Source organism: Roseibium sp. MMSF_3544 (assembly GCF_030732845.1).
In the GTDB taxonomy this organism is placed as follows: Bacteria; Pseudomonadota; Alphaproteobacteria; order Rhizobiales; family Stappiaceae; genus Roseibium.
The window spans coordinates 33,002-52,049 of record NZ_JASHKA010000026.1; the positions used below are offsets into that span (position 1 = coordinate 33,002).

Annotated in this window: 18 protein-coding genes; all 18 read left to right on the top strand. The window is 58.9% G+C overall.

Annotated features, from left to right (window positions below; genetic code table 11):
- The first annotated feature begins 16 nt into the window (after positions 1–16).
- The 18 genes from RBB47_RS26170 to RBB47_RS26255 all read left to right on the top strand — a co-directional run bounded on the left by RBB47_RS26170 (position 17) and on the right by RBB47_RS26255 (position 19,033).
- Entirely contained in the window at positions 17–1,015 is a 999-nt protein-coding gene (locus RBB47_RS26170) for a BMP family protein (RefSeq protein WP_305988863.1), read from the top strand.
- Between the two features lie 87 nt (positions 1,016–1,102).
- A complete protein-coding gene (locus RBB47_RS26175) occupies positions 1,103–2,098 on the top strand; it encodes a BMP family protein (protein WP_305988864.1) in 996 nt (331 codons plus the stop codon).
- Positions 2,099–2,163: 65 nt separating this feature from the next.
- Entirely contained in the window at positions 2,164–3,717 is a 1,554-nt protein-coding gene (locus tag RBB47_RS26180; RefSeq protein ID WP_305988865.1) for an ABC transporter ATP-binding protein, read from the top strand.
- Complete coding sequence (locus RBB47_RS26185; protein WP_305988866.1) at positions 3,714–4,814, top strand: ABC transporter permease; 1,101 nt, start codon at positions 3,714–3,716, stop codon at positions 4,812–4,814. Before RBB47_RS26180 ends, RBB47_RS26185 begins: the two co-directional genes overlap by 4 nt.
- Positions 4,815–4,816: 2 nt before the next feature.
- The gene (locus RBB47_RS26190; protein ID WP_305988867.1) at positions 4,817–5,785 is read left to right on the top strand and encodes an ABC transporter permease; all 969 of its coding nucleotides are present in this window, start codon (positions 4,817–4,819) and stop codon (positions 5,783–5,785) included.
- Positions 5,782–6,192 carry a cytidine deaminase gene (locus RBB47_RS26195; protein ID WP_305988868.1) on the top strand — a complete coding sequence of 137 codons (411 nt, stop codon included), beginning with the start codon at positions 5,782–5,784 and terminating at the stop codon, positions 6,190–6,192. The genes RBB47_RS26190 and RBB47_RS26195 overlap by 4 nt, the downstream gene beginning before the upstream one ends.
- Positions 6,193–6,198: 6 nt before the next feature.
- Complete coding sequence (locus RBB47_RS26200; RefSeq protein ID WP_305988869.1) at positions 6,199–7,005, top strand: purine-nucleoside phosphorylase; 807 nt, start codon at positions 6,199–6,201, stop codon at positions 7,003–7,005.
- Positions 7,005–7,781, top strand: a complete 777-nt coding sequence (deoC, locus tag RBB47_RS26205) for a deoxyribose-phosphate aldolase (protein ID WP_305988870.1) — start codon at positions 7,005–7,007, stop codon at positions 7,779–7,781. The genes RBB47_RS26200 and deoC overlap by 1 nt, the downstream gene beginning before the upstream one ends.
- Before the next feature lie 23 nt (positions 7,782–7,804).
- Entirely contained in the window at positions 7,805–9,121 is a 1,317-nt protein-coding gene (deoA, locus tag RBB47_RS26210) for a thymidine phosphorylase (protein WP_305988871.1), read from the top strand.
- 63 nt (positions 9,122–9,184) lie between these two features.
- The gene (locus tag RBB47_RS26215; RefSeq protein WP_305988872.1) at positions 9,185–10,405 is read left to right on the top strand and encodes a phosphopentomutase; all 1,221 of its coding nucleotides are present in this window, start codon (positions 9,185–9,187) and stop codon (positions 10,403–10,405) included.
- 41 nt (positions 10,406–10,446) lie between these two features.
- Entirely contained in the window at positions 10,447–11,454 is a 1,008-nt protein-coding gene (locus RBB47_RS26220) for an adenosine deaminase (protein WP_305988873.1), read from the top strand.
- Positions 11,455–11,469: 15 nt separating this feature from the next.
- Positions 11,470–12,711 (top strand): DUF1688 family protein, encoded by a 1,242-nt coding sequence (locus tag RBB47_RS26225; protein WP_305988874.1) that lies wholly within the window; start codon positions 11,470–11,472, stop codon positions 12,709–12,711.
- A 383-nt stretch (positions 12,712–13,094) separates the two neighbouring features.
- Positions 13,095–13,973, top strand: coding sequence for a DUF2306 domain-containing protein (locus tag RBB47_RS26230; RefSeq protein ID WP_305988875.1), 879 nt, complete (start codon positions 13,095–13,097; stop codon positions 13,971–13,973).
- 310 nt (positions 13,974–14,283) lie between these two features.
- Positions 14,284–14,913, top strand: a complete 630-nt coding sequence (gene upp / locus RBB47_RS26235) for a uracil phosphoribosyltransferase (protein ID WP_305988910.1) — start codon at positions 14,284–14,286, stop codon at positions 14,911–14,913.
- 15 nt (positions 14,914–14,928) lie between these two features.
- Positions 14,929–15,828, top strand: coding sequence for a ribokinase (locus RBB47_RS26240; protein ID WP_305988876.1), 900 nt, complete (start codon positions 14,929–14,931; stop codon positions 15,826–15,828).
- Positions 15,829–15,897: 69 nt separating this feature from the next.
- Positions 15,898–16,401, top strand: a complete 504-nt coding sequence (locus RBB47_RS26245; protein WP_305988877.1) for a TIGR02281 family clan AA aspartic protease — start codon at positions 15,898–15,900, stop codon at positions 16,399–16,401.
- 60 nt (positions 16,402–16,461) lie between these two features.
- Positions 16,462–17,961: a phosphomannomutase/phosphoglucomutase gene (locus tag RBB47_RS26250; RefSeq protein WP_305988878.1), complete on the top strand. Its 1,500-nt coding sequence runs from the start codon at positions 16,462–16,464 to the stop codon at positions 17,959–17,961.
- Positions 17,962–18,034: 73 nt separating this feature from the next.
- Positions 18,035–19,033, top strand: a complete 999-nt coding sequence (locus RBB47_RS26255; RefSeq protein ID WP_305988879.1) for an aldose epimerase family protein — start codon at positions 18,035–18,037, stop codon at positions 19,031–19,033.
- Positions 19,034–19,048: the final 15 nt, after the last annotated feature.

Consider the following 19,048-nt stretch of genomic DNA (forward strand, 5'->3'; position numbering starts at 1 on the left):
GTCGGAGGACATAAACGTGAAAAAGTTTCTAACCATCGGCACGGCGCTTGCCGGATTGGCCTTCACTGTTGTGAGCGCAGCCGCTGACAGCAAGCCGGCCGTGCTCTACGATCTGGGCGGCCGTTTCGACAAGTCGTTTAACGAAGCCGCATATACCGGCGCCGAGAAATTCAAGCAGGACTACGGCATCGAGTATCGTGACTTCGAAATCCAGAACGACAGCCAGCGCGAACAGGCGCTGCGTAACTTTGCAAAGCGTGGCATGAACCCGATCGTTGCAATCGGCTTTTCCCAGGCCAACGCCGTTGAAAAAGTCGCCGCCGAGTTTCCGGACACCCAGTTTGCCATCGTCGACATGGTCGTCGATCTGCCGAACGTCCGTTCCATCCTCTTCAAGGAGCATGAAGGCTCCTACATCGTCGGCTTGCTGGCTGCGATGGCATCGGAAACCGGCAAGGTCGGTTTTGTCGGCGGCATGGATATCCCGCTCATCAGCAAGTTTGCCTGCGGCTACAAGCAGGGCGTCGTTGCGGCCAATCCGGACGCTGAAATCTTCGAAAACATGACCGGCACCACCGGTGCGGCTTGGAACGATCCGGTCAAGGGTGGTGAGCTTGCCAAATCCCAGTTCGACCGCGGTGCTGACGTTGTCTATCACGCAGCCGGCGGCACGGGCATTGGTGTGCTCCAGGCGGCCGCAGATGCCGGCAAGCTGGGCATCGGCGTCGACAGCAACCAGAACGGCCTGCACCCGGGCTCCGTCCTGACATCCATGCTGAAGCGCGTTGACATTGCCGTTTACCAGGCATTCGAAGACTCTGAAAACGACAACTGGTCGTCCGGCTTCGAGGTTCTCGGTCTCAAGGAAGGCGGCGTCGATTGGGCGCTTGACGATAACAATGCCGAACTCGTCAACGACGAGATGAAGGCAGCCGTGGAAGAGGCTTCCCAGAAGATCATCTCCGGTGAAATCGTCGTTCACGACTACATGTCCGACGAGTCCTGCCCGAACTAAGGCAATCTCCTTTCGGCCTCCGCACTCCGGTGCGGAGGCCTCCTTCTGAAATCAGCCTGCCGCCCAATCCTGCTGCTGGGGGATCGGATGTTCCGCTTCAAATCGTGTGTTTTTTCCGCGGTCTACGCTGCCGTGTTCGCCGCGTCGGCTGCTCTTGCCGATCCCGCGATCGTCTATTCCGTTGGCGGCAAGTTCGACGGTTCGTTCAACGAAAGCGCCTATAACGGCGTGAAACGGTTTGCGGAGAAATCCGGAACGGCCGTGAGAGAGTTCGAGTTGGACCGGGATTCGCAAAGCCTTCAGGCGCTTCGCAATTACGCGAGCCGTGGTGCCGAGCCGATCGTTGCCATCGGTTTCAACCAGGCCAACGCTCTGGGACAGGTTGCGCCCACATTTCCCGAGACTGACTTTGCCATTGTCGACATGGTCGTCGATCAGCCGAATGTGCGCTCCTACGTGTTCAAGGAACAGGAAGGTGCCTATATCGCCGGTCTCCTGGCGGCCATGGCGACCGAAAGCGGCACCATCGGTTTTGTCGGCGGCATGGACATTCCGATCATCCGGCGTTTCCTGTGCGGCTACAAGCAAGGAGCGCTTGCGGTCAATCCGGACATAACGGTCCTCTTCAACATGACCGGGGACACCCCCGCCGCCTTCACTGACCCGGTTCGGGGCGGCGAATTGGCCATCGGGCAGATCCAGCGCGGCGCTGACGTAATCATCCAGGCGGCCGGTGGAACCGGCCTCGGGGTTCTGCAGGCGGCCGCAGATTCTGATGTGCTGGGCATCGGAACCGACAGCAATCAGAACGGTCTGCATCCCGGCAAGGTCCTGACATCCATCCGCAAGCGCGTCGACAATGCGGTCTATGACAGTTTCCAGTCAGCGGCAAACGGCACGTTCAAGCCAGGCATCCAGGTGCTCGGCCTTGCGGAAGGCGGCATGGACTGGGTGCTCGACGAAAACAACGCCTCGCTCATATCGGACGAGATGAAATCGGCGGCGGATACGGCTGTCGAACGAATTTCTGATGGCACCATCAAGGTTCATGATGTCGTTACCGAAGGCGCGTGTCCTTATTGAAAAACCGGTTGCGGCAGGGGGCAATCAACAATGACAAAGAAAAACCGTCACGCCTGGGGGAAGGCATGAGCGAAACACCGGCAATCGAACTGCGCAAGATCAACAAGAGCTTCGGCCCGGTTCACGCCAACAAGGATATTGACCTTGTCGTGAAGAAAGGATCCATTCACGGGATCATCGGAGAAAACGGTGCCGGCAAGTCGACGCTCATGTCGATTCTTTACGGGTTCTACCAGGCCGACAAAGGCGACATATTTGTTGACGGCCAGAAGGTAACGATCCCCGATTCCAAGGCAGCGATCGCAATGGGGATCGGCATGGTTCACCAGCACTTCATGCTGGTAGACAATTTCTCGGTACTGGAAAATGTCGTTCTGGGCGCAGAAGACAGCCAGCTGCTTGCCGGAGGCCTCACCCGGGCGCGCTCGGAGTTGAAGCGGCTGGAAGACGAGTATGAGCTTCGGGTCGATCCGGACGCCCTGATCGAAGATCTACCAGTCGGACTTCAACAGCGCGTGGAAATCCTGAAAGCGCTCTACCGGAGCGCCGAAATCCTCATTCTGGACGAGCCGACGGGCGTTCTGACACCCGCTGAGGCGGATCACCTGTTCAAGATCCTTGAAGTTCTCAAGAACGAGGGCAAAACGGTCCTGTTGATCACGCACAAGCTGCGGGAGATCATGGCGATCACCGACACGGTTTCGGTCATGAGGCGCGGCGAGATGGTCGCGACGGTTGAGACGGAACATACGTCCATGGAACAGCTCGCCGAACTCATGGTCGGACGCTCTGTCCTGTTGCGGGTCGACAAGAAACCGGCAGAACCGCAGGCACCTGTCATGGAGGTTTCCAACCTGACCGTGACCGACAGCCGTGGCGTCCAGGTGGTCAAGGATGTTTCCTTCGAGGTCCGGGCCGGTGAGATCGTCGGCATTGCCGGCGTCTCGGGCAATGGGCAGTCCGAACTGCTTGAAACTCTTGCGGGCATTCGCAGCGCCACGACAGGTGTTCTCAAAATCAACGGTGAAACCATCGATCTGGGCACCAGCACACTTGATGCCGCCGACATGCGTGACAAGAGCATGGGCCACGTGCCGGAAGACCGGCACCGCATGGGACTGATCAACAGCTTTACCGAATACGAGAATTCCATTCTCGGCTACCATCGCGATCCGGCCTATTCGAAGGGCCTTCTGATGGACCTCTCGGTTATCAAGAAGAACGCGGTCGATGAAATCGAAAAATACGATATCCGGCCGCCGAACCCCATGCTCAAGACGGCAAACTTCTCCGGTGGAAATCAGCAGAAAATCGTGCTTGCCCGCGAAATCGAGCGGGACCCGGAAGTTCTTCTGGTCGGTCAACCGACAAGGGGCGTCGACATCGGCGCCATCGAATTTATTCACCGCCGTCTCGTGGAAATGCGCGATGCCGGCAAGGGCATCCTGCTTGTGTCCGTGGAACTCGATGAAATCCGGGCGCTTTCAGACCGAGTGCTGGTCATGTTCGACGGCAGGATTGTCGGCGAGCGCGGCGCGAATGCCGAGGAAGGTGATCTCGGCCTTCTGATGGCGGGTGTCGACACCAACAGCAAGTCACTTGAAGGAGGTGTCCAATGACCGCTGGTCAGTTGCCGCGTTGGGTCGACCTGGGTCTGATCCCCTTCCTGAACCTTGCCGCCGCGTTTCTCGTCTCCGGTCTTGTTGTGATCCTGATCGGCGAAAATCCGCTCGAGGCCGTCCAGATCCTGGTCTGGGGATCGCTCGGTTACGGCGAAGGCATCGGTTTCACGCTGTTTTATGCAACCAACTTCATCTTCACCGGGCTTGCGGTCGCCGTCGCCTTTCACGCCGGACTGTTCAACATCGGCGGCGAAGGGCAGGCCTATATCGGCGGCCTGGGCGTCGCGATGGCGTGTCTGGCTCTGGACGGCATCGTCCCCTGGTATCTGACGCTGCCCTTTGCGATTGTCGGGTCGGCCGCAATGGGCGCTGCCTGGGCGTTCATTCCGGCCTGGCTGCAGGCAACCCGGGGCAGCCACGTGGTCATCACGACCATCATGTTCAACTTCATCGCCTCTTCGCTGATGGTGTACCTGCTCAACGGGCTGTTGAAGGAAGAAGGCTCCATGCAGCCGGAAACGCGCACATTTGAAGATGGCGGCCGTTTGCCGTTCCTCAATGATCTGTTTCCCTCCTTCGGCTTTGGCTATGCCCCCGTCAACCTGTCGCTGTTCGTTGCGCTGGCCGCCTGTCTTCTGGTCTGGCTGCTGATCTGGCGAACCAAGCTCGGTTATGAAATCCGCTCCTTCGGCGCAAATGCGACCGCCGCAGTCTATGCAGGCATTTCTCCGGTCCGCACGATTGTCATCACGATGCTGATCTCCGGCGGTCTCGCCGGCATGATGGCAATCAACGAGATCATGGGGTCCCAGCACCGGCTGCTCATCGATTTTGTGACCGGCTACGGCTTTGTCGGCATCGCCGTTGCGCTCATGGGCCGAGCGCATCCGGTCGGCATCATTCTGGCGGCCATCCTGTTCGGGATGCTCTACCAGGGCGGTGCAGAACTTTCTTTCGAAATGCCGAACATCACGCGTGACATGATCATCGTCATTCAGGGTCTGGTGATCCTCTTTGCCGGTGCCCTTGAGTATATGTTCCGACCCGCAATTATCCGGCTGTTCACACCGGCCCTTAAGGCGAAGGAGGCGTAATCATGTTCGAAGATTTTATCCTGATCCTCGATTCCACCGTTCGCCTGTCAACGCCCCTCCTGCTGGCGTGTCTCGCCGGTCTTTATTCGGAGCGTTCCGGTGTTGTCGACATCGGTCTGGAAGGAAAGATGCTCGGTGCCGCATTCGGCGCGGGGGCCGTGGCCTATATCACCGCCAATGCCTGGCTCGGCCTGCTCGCGGGCATTGCTGTTTCAGTGTCGCTCGGGCTGCTGCACGGCTTTGCCTCGATTTCCAACAGGGGCAACCAGATCGTTTCCGGCGTGGCAATCAATTTCCTGGCCGCCGGTCTGACGGCGCTTCTCGGCCAGACCTGGTTCCGGCAGGGTGGCCGGACGCCCGCACTGCCGGAAGGAGGCCGCTTTGGGGACATCGTCTGGCCGTTTGCCGAGCAGATCCGGGAGATCCCGATCATCGGTCCGATTTATGCCGAGCTGTTTTCAAGCCACAACATCCTTGTTTACGCGGCCTTCCTAGCGGTCCCGCTAACCTGGTGGATCCTCTTTAGAACGCGTTTCGGACTGCGCCTGCGTGCCGTGGGCGAAAACCCGGCGGCGGTCGATACGGCGGGCATCTCGGTAACCTGGTTGCGCTATCGTGCCGTGATTGCCTGCGGTATCCTGTGTGGATTTGCCGGCGCGTATCTTTCGATCGCCCAGGGAGCCGGCTTCGGTGTCAACATGACGGCGGGTAAGGGTTTCATCGCGCTCGCGGCTCTGATCTTCGCAAAGTGGCGGCCGGCGAGTGCCATGCTGACGTGCCTACTCTTCGGTTTCCTTGATGCCGTTGCCATCCGTATGCAGGGCCAGGAACTCCCGGGCGTCGGCGAGATTCCGGTTCAGTTCTTCCAGGCGCTGCCTTACGTTCTGACCGTAATCCTGCTGGCCGGGTTCATCGGCAAGGCAATTCCGCCGAAAGCCGCCGGTATCCCGTATCTGAAGGAACGCTCATGAGCGACTTGGATGCTCTCTTCGATGCTGCCAAAGCGGTGCGCGAAAAGGCCTACGCGCCTTACTCGAAATTTCAGGTCGGAGCTGCATTCCGCACTCCGGACGGGACGGTGTTTACAGGCTGCAATGTCGAAAACGCGTCCTATCCGGTCAGCGTTTGCGCTGAGGGCGGTGCAGTTAGCGCAATGATTGCGGCCGGCTACCGCGAAATTGAGGAAGCCGTTGTGGTGGGAGATGCGGCACTGTGCACGCCGTGTGGTGTTTGCCGCCAGCGTTTTGCCGAATTCGGCACCGACAATCTGGTAGTACATGTTGCAGACCTGAACGGCATCAAGCGGAGCTTCACGCTGGAGGAGCTGCTGCCTGCCGCATTTGAACTTGAAGACCAAACAAAAGACAAGAAGGACTGACCCTCAATGAGTGGTTACGGCCGTGAATGCGCGGACATTGTCCGTGCTGCCCGTCAGGGTTCCTACAAAATTGGCATGATCCTCGGGTCCGGGCTGGGCGCCCTGGCTGAAGAGGTCGAAGATGCCGTTCGCATCCCATACGGTCACCTGACCGAATTCCCGGTCTCGACGGTGACGTCCCACTCCAGTGAACTTGTCGCCGGGACGCTGGCAGGTGTGCCGGTCGTGATCCTGTCCGGGCGCGCACACTATTATGAGTCGGGCGATCCGACCGTAATGCGCACACCGGTCGAAACCCTGAAAGAGCTTGGCTGCGAAATTCTGTTGGCAACCAATGCCGCCGGGTCCCTGAGAGAGGAAGTCGCGCCCGGATCGCCGATGCTGATTTCCGATCACATCAACTGGTCTGGCAAGAACCCGCTGATCGGCGAAGAGGACGAGAAGCGGTTTCTGGATCTCAGCGCCGCATATGATGCAGGCTTGCGCGATGCCATGAAGAAAGTGGCCGCCGAAACCGGCGATCCGATCGCTGAAGGCGTCTATATGTGGTTCTCCGGACCGTCCTTCGAGACACCGGCTGAGATCTGCCTGGCCAAGATGCTCGGCGCCGACGCTGTCGGCATGTCCACAGTGCCGGAGGTTATTATCGCCAGGTTCCTTGGCATGAAGGTCGCGGCCATGTCGATCATCACCAACTACGGCGCAGGTATGCAGACACACGCCCTGTCTCATGACGAAACCAAAGCCGTCGCGCTGAAGGGCATGGAACGCATGAAAGAACTGGTACGGTCTTTTGTGAAGGAGGTCGGCTGATGAGTGATGTGATTGAAAACGCTAAACGCGCCTTGGGCCTGGTCGATCTGACCAACCTGAACGACGACTGCACACCGGACGACATTACTGCGCTGACCGGGCGCACCGTTACCGACCACGGCTCTGTTGCCGCCGTATGTGTCTGGCCGCGTTTTGTGGCACAGGCTGCGAAGGAACTGACCGGCACGGGCGTCAAGGTTGCGACCGTGGTCAATTTCCCCGAGGGCGGTGAAGACACGGAAGCGGTTGTTGCCGAGACCCGGCAAGCAATTGCCGATGGTGCCGACGAAATCGACCTTGTCATGGCCTACAAAGCATTCGCTTCCGGCCGGAAGGGGTTTGCGGAGGAACAGATCATTCGGGTCAAGGCGGCTGTTCCGGAGCCGGCCATCCTGAAGGTGATCCTCGAGACCGGTGAGATCAAGGATCCGCTTCTCATCCACGCTGCCTCCAATGTGGCCATCGCAGCGGGCGCCGATTTCATCAAGACTTCAACAGGCAAGGTTGTCGTCAACGCGACACTCGAAGCTGCGGAAATCATGTTGACCGCGATCGAAGAAGCGCGTCGCGACAATGCGGAGCGCGTGATCGGCTTCAAGCCTGCCGGCGGTATCAGGACAAGCGAGGATGCGGAATCTTACCTTGCGCTCGCCGACCGGATCATGGGTCACAATTGGGCGTCTGCCTCCACCTTCCGGTTCGGCGCCAGCGGTCTGCTGGATGCCTTGATCGCAACGATCGAAGGCAGGGACGCGGCCACCGGCCAGGGCTACTAACGGCGCAAAAAGGATCGATAAACATGCTGCCGCAGGAACTAATTCGCAAGAAACGCGACGGGGGCACGCTCGACGCGGAAGAAATAGCCTTCTTCGTCAAGGGGCTCGCCGACGGTTCGGTCACCGAAGGGCAGGTCTCCGCGCTCGCCATGGCCGTTTTCTTCAAGGGCTTGAGCGTTGAGGAGCGCGTGGCGTTGACGCTCGCCATGCGCGACAGCGGCGACGTGATGGACTGGATGGAGGTCGATGCTCCGATCCTCGACAAGCACTCCACCGGCGGTGTGGGTGACAATGTCTCGCTCATGCTTGCTCCGGCGCTTGCCGCCTGTGGCGCGGCCGTTCCGATGATCTCCGGCCGGGGACTGGGGCATACCGGCGGCACGCTCGACAAGTTCGACAGCATTCCGGGTTACCAGACCCAGCCGGACAATCTTCTGTTCAAGAAAGTGGTGCGCGATATCGGCTGCGCGGTCATTGGCCAGACCGGTAATCTGGCTCCGGCGGACAAGCGTTTTTACGCCATTCGAGACGTCACCGCGACGGTGGAGAGCATCGATCTGATCACGGCCTCGATCCTGTCAAAGAAGCTCGCAGCAGGCCTTCAGGGACTGGTGCTCGACGTCAAATGGGGAACGGGTGCCTTCATGGCCTCGCTCGAGGAAGCAAGAGCGCTCGCTGAAAGCTTGGTTCTGGTCGCCAACGGCGCTGGTCTGAAGACAACCGCGCTTCTTACCGACATGAACGAACCGCTGGCGTCTGCCGCCGGTAACGCCGTCGAAATGCAAAACGCCGTCGACTTCCTGAAAGGTACGGCTGTCGATAACCGGCTTTGGGACGTGACAGTCGCCCAGGGTGGTGAGTTGCTCGCGTCCGGTGGCATCGCGCCGACGGCCGACGTGGGTGCGAACATGATGCGCGAAGCTTTCGACAGCGGCGAAGCCGCCGAAAAGTTCGGTCAGATGGTGCACGCGCTCGGTGGTCCCGTCGACTTCATGGAAAAGAGTGAGCTCTATCTCGCCAAGGCGCCGGTGCAGGCACCCGTTTACGCGGACGAAGAGGGTACGGTTACCGCCGTCGACGCACGTGCCGTTGGCGTTGCCGTGGTTGCTCTCGGTGGCGGACGGCGGGCGGCTGCCGACGTGATCGATCCGTCCGTAGGCCTGACCGACCTTGCCGGCATCGGAAACTCCGTCGACGCGGACGCGCCGCTTGCGATCGTTCACGCGCGCTCTGAAGCGGAAGCGGAAGCGGCGGCTATTGCCGTTCGAAATGCCTATACGGTCGGGGACGCAATCGACGTTCCCGACAACCCGAGCGTCGTGGATCATATTGCTGCGTGATCGAACGCATCGGCAACACTCCGGTCCTTGGGGCCGGCAAAAAACAGAATTGAGGAGACACCCATGTCGCGAGCATTCCTGTGCGTGCTGGACAGTTTCGGCATTGGCGGTGCGGCTGACGCCGGGGCGTTCGGCGACGCCGGGTCCGACACCCTGGGACATATCGCCGAGCGCTGCGCCGCGTGCGACGGCGACCGGGAGGGGCTGCGCAGTGGTCCCTTGACGGTCCCCAACATGGATCGGTTGGGCCTTGGTGCAGCGGGGCGCCTGTCCACCGGCAATGACATTCCGGGGCTTGAGTTCGGTGGCGACCCCGAAGGCTTGTGGGGGTTTGCAGCGGAAGTGTCGAACGGCAAGGATACGCCGTCCGGTCACTGGGAAATCGCCGGCGTTCCTGTGCGGTTCGACTGGGGATATTTTCCGGAAACCATCCCGACGTTTCCTGCCGATCTCATCGCGAAGATCAGCGACGAGGCCGGTCTGGACGGCATACTTGGCGACAAGCATGCATCCGGGACGGTGATCATCGAGGAGCTAGGCGAGGAGCACGTCAGAACCGGCAAGCCGATTTTCTACACCTCCGCGGACTCCGTTATCCAGATTGCAGCGCATGAAGACCACTACGGTCTGGAGAAACTCTACGAACTGTGCGAGATCACGCGGAAGTTTGCCGATCCCTACAACATCGGGAGGGTGATTGCCCGGCCGTTCTCCGGCGAAACCTCGCAGACGTTTCAGCGCACGGCAAACCGGCGCGATTATTCCGTCCTGCCTCCGGAACCGACCTTGCTGGACCGGCTGACCGAAGCCGGTCGCACGGTCATCGGCGTCGGGAAAATCTCGGACATCTTTGCCCATCAGGGTGTTGCGAAAGTCCTGAAAGGGGCCGGCAACGACCAGCTCTTCGACAAGACCCTCGAAGCCATGGATATGGCTGACGACGGCGACCTCGTGTTTTCCAATTTCATCGATTTCGACTCCCTTTATGGGCATCGTCGCGATGTTCCCGGATATGCAGCCGCACTTGAGCATTTCGATAAGCGTTTGCCGGAAATGATCGGCAAGATGCGTGATGGCGACTTGCTGGTGCTGACCGCCGATCACGGCTGCGATCCGACTTGGAAGGGAACCGATCACACGAGGGAAAACGTCCCGGTTCTTGCAACGGGCCCCGGTATCGCGGGCAGGGGTGTCGGTGGAAGAAAAACCTACGCCGACATTGGGGAAAGCGTTGCAGAGCATCTCGGCATCGCGCAAGGTCCGCACGGCACGAGTTTTCTATAACCCGAACTCACAAGTTACGAAAAAGGCAGGTCACGCCTGAAATGACTGAAACGTTGAACGTACCGAAGGCTGAATTGCATTGCCATATTGAAGGCGCCGCTCCGCCCAGCCTGGTCAGACGTCTTGCGGAACAGCATGGCGTGGATGTTTCGGAAGTCATTGACGCCAAGGGCAAGTATATCTGGTCCGACTTCACCAGTTTCCTGAAAGCCTATGACGTTGCCAGCTCCGTCTTCAAGACGCAGGCCGACTACGCCCTCCTGGCGGAAACCTATTTCAGAATGCTTGCGGCGGAAGGTGCGATCTACGGCGAAATAACCATCTCGCCAGATCACGCCCAGGCCGCCGGCTTGTCCTACAAGTCTTATGTCGAAGGCCTTGCTGCGGGGATCGAGCGGGCCAAGACCGACACGGCAATCGAGGGACGGATGATCGCGATCGGCGTCCGCCACTTCGGGTCGGCGTCCGTCGAACGCGTCGTCCGGGAGGTTGTTGCAAACCCGCATCCACTGGTCTCAGGTTTCGGCCTTGCAGGCGACGAGCGTTCCGGGCATCCGGCCAACTTTGCGCGTGCGTTCCGCATGGCTGCCGAGGCGGGGCTCGGGATTACGGCGCATGCGGGAGAGTTCGGCGGACCGGATAGCGTGATCGCCGCCATTGAATTCCTTCGCGTGAAGCGCATCGGTCACGGTGTCCGCGCAATTGAGGACAAGGAGCTCGTCAAGCGGCTTGTCGACGAGGATGTTGTTCTTGAAGTCTGCCCCGGCTCCAACATTGCGCTTGGCGTCTATTCCCATCTGCGCTTTCACCCGGTGAATATTCTGCGCAAGGAAGGGATCAAGATCACGCTGAACTCCGACGATCCGCCGTTCTTCGGAACGACGCTCGGCAAGGAATATACCTCTGTTGCCGAAACGTTCGGGTGGGGCTTTGAGGAACAGATGGACGTCACGAAGACTGCGATCGAGGCGGCCTTCTGCGACGACGCGACGAAAACGCGTTTGCTGGTAAGGTTGGACAGCGCGAAACCACAAGTCGGCAACACGTAACGGAGCCGGGACGCCATGGACACGTCAAACCCGAACCTGGATCTTTTCAAACCCCAGGAAGTACGGCGCCGCGCGCATGATCTGCTGGGCATCGCCACGGACTCCGGTTTGAAGCATGTCGAGGTGGACTTATCAAAGCTCAGCGATGCGTTGCTGATGGTACTTGAAACCACCAAGGAAAATTATCCGGAGTTTCACATTCCGCCTTACGGTGTCTGGCGGGACTTTGAAGCCGGCGGCATTGACAGATGGGCAGCGCTCGCAAGTGCGCGATCCTTTGAGGGCGCGGAACAGATGTTGACGTCCGCCGCCGATCTGGCCGTTCTCAGCGCTTACATGAAAACGATGCATCCGGTTGGCTGGCACTATGAGGACCGGATGACCGAAACCCGTGTTTCGGGCAAGCAGGCATCGGCACTGGCGGCGTTTCACATGTTTGCGTCGGGGTCCTTTTCAAGCGAGATGACCGACCCCTATCGGGTTGACGCGGAGACGCTGATCCGTATGGAAAAGGATGAGCTCGCTTTCGGGCTCCAATGGGACCTGCAGGATGACACGGACCTGCTGGAAGCTTTGCAGCAGCATCTCAAACGGCTCGGTGAAGCGCTTGCTCTGCGCTCCGACTTCTTTTCGGAAGGGTATTTCACCCGTCCCGGTCTTCTCATGGTGCGTTTGGCAAGGGAAGGCGGCGGAGCTGTCAGTGCGCTAAAGCTGATGGACCGGCTGTTGGAAGCGCTGGCGCCGGTGTGGCTCGGGGGCGCCGAAGCAGGTGACATTTCGCTGGGAGACAGCTTCCGGCATTCAGGTGGCACCGGAAGTTCCGAGGCCACTGTCTTTCCATTTCACCTGGCCGCTCAGGATATGGTCTATTCCCTGGTGGAACCGTTTGCCTGGGCGGGCCTCGAAGTCGAGGACCTGAACCTGCTGGCGGTTCCGGCCGATGACACGCACGCCGCCGTTTTCGTCAAAACCGGTGTCCTCAAGATCAAGGACGGGCCCGAAGCGCCGACGGAAGAAAGCGTGCGCGACAGGATGATTGAGATACGTGCGATAACCATGGCCCTCACGGACAAGCTCGCCGATCTCTTGCGCAGCGAGCTGGACGTCACTGCCGAACAATTGCCGCTGACTTGCATTCTGGAAGGCGGCACGAGCCGCGCGGGCAATCACGTCCTGCAGCAATCGTCGCCCGGTACGGACAAACTCGGTCGATTTCTCAACCCCGGGGCTGTTTTTTGGTTGCCGTTCGGGGCGTAGGTCCCGGAGATGACGAGTAACGGTCGTCCTCCCGCTGAAAGCAACGAAACGCCCGTCGAAACGGGTGTGTGTCACCACCCCTAAACCCTATGCAGCAAGACGTTTCGGCTGGAAACTGCTTGCACGCCTTATCAAGTTGGCCTTGAGCTTCTTGCGGCAGGGTTCAAAGAACGCCTGTTGTCCTGATTGTCCAGCCAACACGTTGAAATGCCGTCTCGCGATGCTTCCTGCTTCAGGCTTGATTTTTCTTTGTAAAGCGCTGCGTCGGAATTCCGGTGGTTTTGGAGTGTCTTGCGTCACAGGGAAACGGACCCCTTTCCGCACAGATTGACCTTGGGGGCGGCAAATTGCTTGCCGCGTTGAAAACCGTCGAGGACATTCTGATGCGACCAGCACCTGTCGGCTTTGCCAAAAACTGTTCAGCCATATTGCAAAACGTGCCGTATCGGCAAAAGGTGTTGCAGGTCAGTGCCGTCTTGTTGCTGCTCTTCTGCCTGGTTTTCGCAGCCTTCATAACCTGGAAAATGGTCTTTTACGTCGCATGGCAGTTGGGTGCGCAAGTTCAGGAGTCTTTTCCCCTGGTCTACGGAACGTCCATGTTCCTCAAGATGGCCGCGGCGCATCCGAAACTGCCCTTCTTCGTGCACGGTATTGCTGGAACTGTTGCCATGGTCAGTGGCGCTGTCCAGTTCCTTCTGATCCTGCGCGGCGGCAAATCACGCTGGCACGCAATGCTTGGAAAGTCTTATGTCGTTTCGTCCCTCATCGCGTCGACGACGGCGGTCCCGCTTGCATGGAGTCTCTACCATGACATGCTGTTGACCAGCATTGCCTATACGGCCGGAGCGGCCGCTTGGTGCCTTGCAACTCTTATTGCTGTTCACACCATCATGTCCGGTGATCTGGAGCGGCACATTGCCTGGAGCATTCGCAGCTATTCGTATCTTGCGATGGTCGTGACCGCACGCCTTTTGCTGGGGTCTGGTGCGCTTGCCGGTTCGGCCGAATGGAGTTTCGAGGCCATAAAGATCCAGTACTCCATCACAATCGTTGCGACATTCCTCATAAATTGGGGCCTTGGCGAGTGGATCGTAGCCAGGGTGATGGAAAGAAGAAGAAAGATGCCCGCGCAGACGGTTACGTCGCTGTCACCCGTAAGGCGCACGACGAATGCGGTACACACCATTCAGGCAAGGCACCATTCACGACAGCCACACGCCGTAACGGTGGGTCGAACACGTGCTTTGGGGGTTGGCGGCTAAGTCGCGCCCTCTAGCCGCTCGAGTGACCGGGTTGTTTGTGCTGCATGGATGCTTGCGCTTTTTCACAGCTTAGGTGCCGAGTGCCTTTCGCTGCTTTTAGTATTTTCTTTCCTCGTGCTACCAAGGTAAGAACACTTAAATGGGGTAGCTGTTCAAACCGCGATCCGATACCCGCCTAAGTCATCACCAACGGGGCTGCAGCCGGCCGTCACAGGCGGCTGTTAAAAGCAATAACAAAGCCAGAAAGCCATTTGACATCAATCGCTTGAGTTTGCAAATGGCTGCAATGAGTTACGAAAGGTCTGCTTCCATGTCCGGAGCCAATGTCATCAGCCATCCGCTGGTCCAGCACAAACTCACCATTATGCGTAACAAGGGCACATCGACCCAGGGCTTCCGGCGTTTGCTGCGCGAGATCTCCACGCTGCTGTGCTATGAGGTCACCCGCGATCTGCCACTGGTTCGACAGACCATCGAAACGCCGCTTGCGGAAATGCAGGCGCCAACCCTGGCCGGCAAGAAACTTGTCTTCGCTTCGGTCTTGCGCGCAGGAAACGGCTTGCTGGAAGGCATGCTGGAGCTCGTTCCGTCTGCGCGCGTTGCGCATATCGGCCTTTATCGGGACCCGGAAACGCTTCAGCCGGTCGAATATTACTTCAAGGCACCGGAAGACTTGAACGAACGTCTCGTCATTGTCGTCGATCCGATGCTGGCGACGGCAAACTCTGCCATCGCAGCCGTTCAGAAGCTCAAGGAACGCGGCGCCAACAATGTTCGGTTCCTTTGCCTTCTTGCAGCTCCGGAAGGCGTTGCAAAATTCAACGAAATGCATCCCGATGTTCCGATCTATACGGCGGCAATTGACGAGAAGCTGAACGAAAAAGGCTATATCGTGCCTGGCCTCGGCGATGCCGGCGATCGGATGTACGGCACAAAGTAACGCCGACACAGCATCATGATCACGGTCTTCGGCTCCATCAATCTTGATCTCGTCGTCTCGGTTCTGCGGTTGCCCACGGCGGGTGAAACCGTCAGTGGTCCCGACCATCAGACTTTCCCGGGTGGCAAGGGGGCGAACCAAGCCCTTGCGGCAAGACGCGCGGGCGCAAGCGTCAGGATGATCGGCGCCGTCGGTCAGGATGCCTTTGGAGAGTTGGCGCTTGCCAACATGCGCGAGGCCGGGGTCGATCTGTCGGGCGTCCGGACCCTGCCGGGCGCTTCGGGGCTGGCCTTTATCGGCATCGACGCGGCCGGAGAAAACCAGATCATTGTTGCCAATGGTGCAAATGCCCGCGTGGAAGCGGATTGGCTGAGTGGCTGCCTCGATGACGGTGACACGCTGGTGCTCCAGGGCGAAATTCCGTTCGCTGAGGTCTGTTCCGCGATCGATCGGGCAAGCCGGGCGGGCACCCGCGTTTTCTGGAACGTGGCGCCCGTTCCAGATGAATCCGTTCTTGAATGTCTCGAACAGGTTAACACGCTGGTTGTCAATGAAAGCGAAGCTGCGGCAATTGCCGGAAGCGCGGGCCTTTCCGGCACTCCGGAGGACTTTGTCGAACGGTTCGCATCACCGACCCGGACCGTTGTGGTGACCCTCGGGGCGAATGGCGTGTTGGCGGGGACGAGCGACAAAAGACTTGGCTACACGTCACCGGCCATCAAGGCAGTCGATACGACTGGTGCCGGCGATGCGTTTTGCGGTGCGCTCGCTGCTGCACTTGATGCCGACAAGCCCTTGGAACGAGCGCTCAAAGAGGGTGTCGCAGCCGGCGCGCTTGCCTGCTTGGCAACCGGTGCGCAGTCCAGTGCACCTCAAGAGAAAGACATCGCCGGGCTGGCAGATCAAATCGTCTGAATTGGCTTTACAGGCCGCTAAGGAAACTGTGGTACGCCGGAGATCCAGTCGAACCACGCGGGCTCCGTCATGTTGCGGTATGTCATCATCCTGTTGTTGCTTGTCGGGATCGCACCCGTTGTGCCGATCCTTGTTGAGGCACGCCTGGATTCAGCCCGCCAGGAACCACGCGAAACGGCTGAAGCTGATCGCGGCTCAGGCCCGAGAATGCATCGCATTTCGGTCGATCGCAGCGGTCATTATGTTGCCGATGCCTATGTCAACGGCCGTGCCATGGACATGCTTGTCGATACGGGTGCAACGGTCACGGTGTTGCCGGAATCGATTGCCGAGGACGCAGGCATCTTTGTTGCGGCATCCGATTACACTATTCCCATGTCCACGGCGAACGGAACGGTCTATGCGGCAAGGACGGTAATCGACAGGGTTCGGATTGGAGCGATCCGGTTCCAGAACGTGGAAGCCATGGTTCTGGGCGATGACCGGTTGCGCGTACCGCTCCTGGGAATGTCCGCCCTAAGCCAGCTCAAGCGGTTTGACATATCCAGCGGCACGCTTGTACTCGTTCAGTAACAGGTCCGTACGCCGTTTCACGCCAGCACATGTTCTCCCTCAGGTACTCGAGAGGCACTGATGTTTCCAAAACCGCGCCCCAGCTTGGTTCCCAATACCTACGAGTATGAATCCCAGCCGATGGTGAAGCCGACCGGCTTTCGCGAGTACGACGCCCGCTGGCTGTTTGAAAAAGAAATCAACCTCATGGGCATGCAGGCGCTTGGCATCGGGATCGGCACGCTTATCCATGAACGCGGTGTTCGACCCGACATCGTCGTTGGACACGACTTCCGCGGCTATTCCGCTTCGATCAAGATGGCCGTCACCAATGGTCTGCTGGCCGCCGGGGTCAATGTGCACGATATCGGCCTCGCCCTGTCGCCAATGGCTTATTTCGCACAGTTTGCCCTGGACGTTCCCGCCGTTGCGATGATCACCGCATCTCACAATGACAATGGTTGGACCGGTGTGAAGATGGGCATCGACCGTCCGCTAACCTTTGGTCCGGACGAGATGGGGCGATTGAAGGAAATCGTGCTGGAAGCGGAGTTTGACCCGAGAGGTTGTGGCAGCTACCGGTTCGTGGACGGTTTTCCGGAACTCTATTTCAAGGACCTGACCGAGCGCGCAAAACTGAAGCGCCCGATCAAGGTCGTTGCGGCCTGCGGAAACGGCACCGCCGGGGCATTCGCGCCGAGGATCCTGGAAGCGCTCGGAGCGGACATCATCCCGCTCGATGCCGAACTCGACCACACATTCCCGCGCTACAATCCCAATCCCGAAGACATGAAAATGCTGCATGCACTCAGGGACAAGGTCCTGGAAACCGGTGCGGAGGTCGGTCTCGGATTCGATGGTGACGGTGATCGCTGTGGTGTTGTCGACAATGAGGGTGAAGAGATCTTCGCGGACAAGGTCGGTGTCATGCTGGCGCGGGACATCTCCGCGCTTCACGCAGACAGCCAGTTTGTCGTCGACGTGAAATCGACCGGTCTTTTCAACACGGACCCGGTGCTCAGGGCGAACGGCGCCAAGACCGACTACTACAAGACCGGCCATTCCTACATCAAGCGTCGTGTCAGGGACCTTGACGCGATCGTCGGATTTGAAAAATCCGGACATTACTTCTTCAACAAGCCGATTGGCCGCGGTTATGACGACGGGCTCGTCTCAGCCATTGCAATTCTCGACATGCTCGACAGGAACCCGGGCAAGACCATGGCGGATCTGCGCCGTGATCTTCCGAAAACCTGGGGCTCACCGACGATGTCGCCGAAATGTGCCGACGAAATAAAATATGACGTCGTTCAGCGCGTCATATCCCGGTTTGAAGACATGCGGCAAAAAGGTGAAACGGTCGCCGGTCAACCGATCACCGATCTCGTCACCGTCAATGGTATACGCATTGTCAGCGAAGACGGCACTTGGGGCCTTGTGCGCGCATCCTCCAACAAGCCGGAACTTGTGGTCGTTGTCGAAAGCCCGGTCTCCGAGGAACGCCTGCACGAAATGTTCCGGGCAGTCGACGGCGTGCTGAGGGAAAACCCTGAAGTCGGCGAGTACAATCAGACAATCTAGTGACGACTTATCTTCCGGCCGCAGATGATCCTGCCGCCTCTTTCGTTTTCGTTTGCTCTGGTGGGGAGAATGCATGATCAGCGAATTCGGCACCCTTCCTGACGGCACGCCCGTTCAGGAGATCACCTTGAAAAAAGGAATGCTGGAAGCGTCTGTCCTGACGCTCGGCGCCATCATCCGGGACCTGAAGGTGGATGGGCAATCAGTCGTTTTGGGGTTTGCAGATCTTGAGAGTTATGTGGATCACTCACCCTATTTCGGTGTGATTGCCGGCCGTTGTGCAAACCGGATCGCGGATGGAAGGATTGTTGTCGAAGGCACAACCTATCAGCTCGACCGCAACAATGGCGGGCGCCACCACCTTCATGGCGGGACACTTGGGTTTTCCAAACGGGTCTGGCAACTGGAGCAGAGCGATAAGGCCAGTGTCCTGCTCAAGCTGATTTCCGAAGATGGTGACATGGGTTATCCCGGTCGTGTCGAAACCCTTGTGCGCTACACGCTGACCGGATCCGGTGCGCTCAGGGTCAAGATCACAGCTACAACGGACAAGACAACACCCGTCAACCTCACCCAGCACAGCTACTTCAATCTGGATGGCAGCGATACGATCCTCGACCATTCACTGGAGATTGCCGCCGAACGCTACTTGCCGGTTGATGAGTTGCTGATTCCAACAGGCGAGGTCAGGCGGGTCGAGTGGACGCCTTATGACTTTCAGGACGGACGGCGGCTCCGCCGGAAGGCCGGGGAAGAGGGCGTTGTCTATGACCACAATTTCTGTTTGGCCGAAGAGCAGCGGCCGTCCGTCGAATTTGCAGCAGCGCTTGAAGATGGTGCCGGAGAAAGGCGCATGGAAGTGTGGACGACAGAACCCGGCTTGCAGCTTTACGACGCCGGTCGTCTGAATGTTCCGGTGCCCGGTCTCGGTGGCAAGACCTACGGCCCTCATGCCGGTTTGTGTCTTGAGGCACAGCGCTGGCCTGACAGCATCAATCAGAAAGAATTTACCCCTGTCCTGTTACAACCGTCTGAGGGCTACAGTCACGTGACCGAATTCCGTTTTTCCTGAGATAGGATACATTGG

What these genes read in the sequence shown, in the direction of transcription:
- RBB47_RS26240 (WP_305988876.1), top strand. Translation starts at nt 14,929, where the DNA reads ATGATCACGGTCTTCGGCTCCATCAATCTTGATCTCGTCGTCTCGGTT.
- RBB47_RS26245 (WP_305988877.1), top strand. Translation starts at nt 15,898, where the DNA reads ATGTTGCGGTATGTCATCATCCTGTTGTTGCTTGTCGGGATCGCACCC.
- RBB47_RS26215 (WP_305988872.1), top strand. Translation starts at nt 9,185, where the DNA reads ATGTCGCGAGCATTCCTGTGCGTGCTGGACAGTTTCGGCATTGGCGGT.
- RBB47_RS26190 (WP_305988867.1), top strand. Translation starts at nt 4,817, where the DNA reads ATGTTCGAAGATTTTATCCTGATCCTCGATTCCACCGTTCGCCTGTCA.
- RBB47_RS26185 (WP_305988866.1), top strand. Translation starts at nt 3,714, where the DNA reads ATGACCGCTGGTCAGTTGCCGCGTTGGGTCGACCTGGGTCTGATCCCC.
- RBB47_RS26200 (WP_305988869.1), top strand. Translation starts at nt 6,199, where the DNA reads ATGAGTGGTTACGGCCGTGAATGCGCGGACATTGTCCGTGCTGCCCGT.
- upp (WP_305988910.1), top strand. Translation starts at nt 14,284, where the DNA reads ATGTCCGGAGCCAATGTCATCAGCCATCCGCTGGTCCAGCACAAACTC.
- RBB47_RS26195 (WP_305988868.1), top strand. Translation starts at nt 5,782, where the DNA reads ATGAGCGACTTGGATGCTCTCTTCGATGCTGCCAAAGCGGTGCGCGAA.
- RBB47_RS26225 (WP_305988874.1), top strand. Translation starts at nt 11,470, where the DNA reads ATGGACACGTCAAACCCGAACCTGGATCTTTTCAAACCCCAGGAAGTA.
- RBB47_RS26255 (WP_305988879.1), top strand. Translation starts at nt 18,035, where the DNA reads ATGATCAGCGAATTCGGCACCCTTCCTGACGGCACGCCCGTTCAGGAG.
- RBB47_RS26250 (WP_305988878.1), top strand. Translation starts at nt 16,462, where the DNA reads ATGTTTCCAAAACCGCGCCCCAGCTTGGTTCCCAATACCTACGAGTAT.
- RBB47_RS26175 (WP_305988864.1), top strand. Translation starts at nt 1,103, where the DNA reads ATGTTCCGCTTCAAATCGTGTGTTTTTTCCGCGGTCTACGCTGCCGTG.
- deoC (WP_305988870.1), top strand. Translation starts at nt 7,005, where the DNA reads ATGAGTGATGTGATTGAAAACGCTAAACGCGCCTTGGGCCTGGTCGAT.
- RBB47_RS26180 (WP_305988865.1), top strand. Translation starts at nt 2,164, where the DNA reads ATGAGCGAAACACCGGCAATCGAACTGCGCAAGATCAACAAGAGCTTC.
- RBB47_RS26230 (WP_305988875.1), top strand. Translation starts at nt 13,095, where the DNA reads ATGCGACCAGCACCTGTCGGCTTTGCCAAAAACTGTTCAGCCATATTG.
- RBB47_RS26220 (WP_305988873.1), top strand. Translation starts at nt 10,447, where the DNA reads ATGACTGAAACGTTGAACGTACCGAAGGCTGAATTGCATTGCCATATT.
- deoA (WP_305988871.1), top strand. Translation starts at nt 7,805, where the DNA reads ATGCTGCCGCAGGAACTAATTCGCAAGAAACGCGACGGGGGCACGCTC.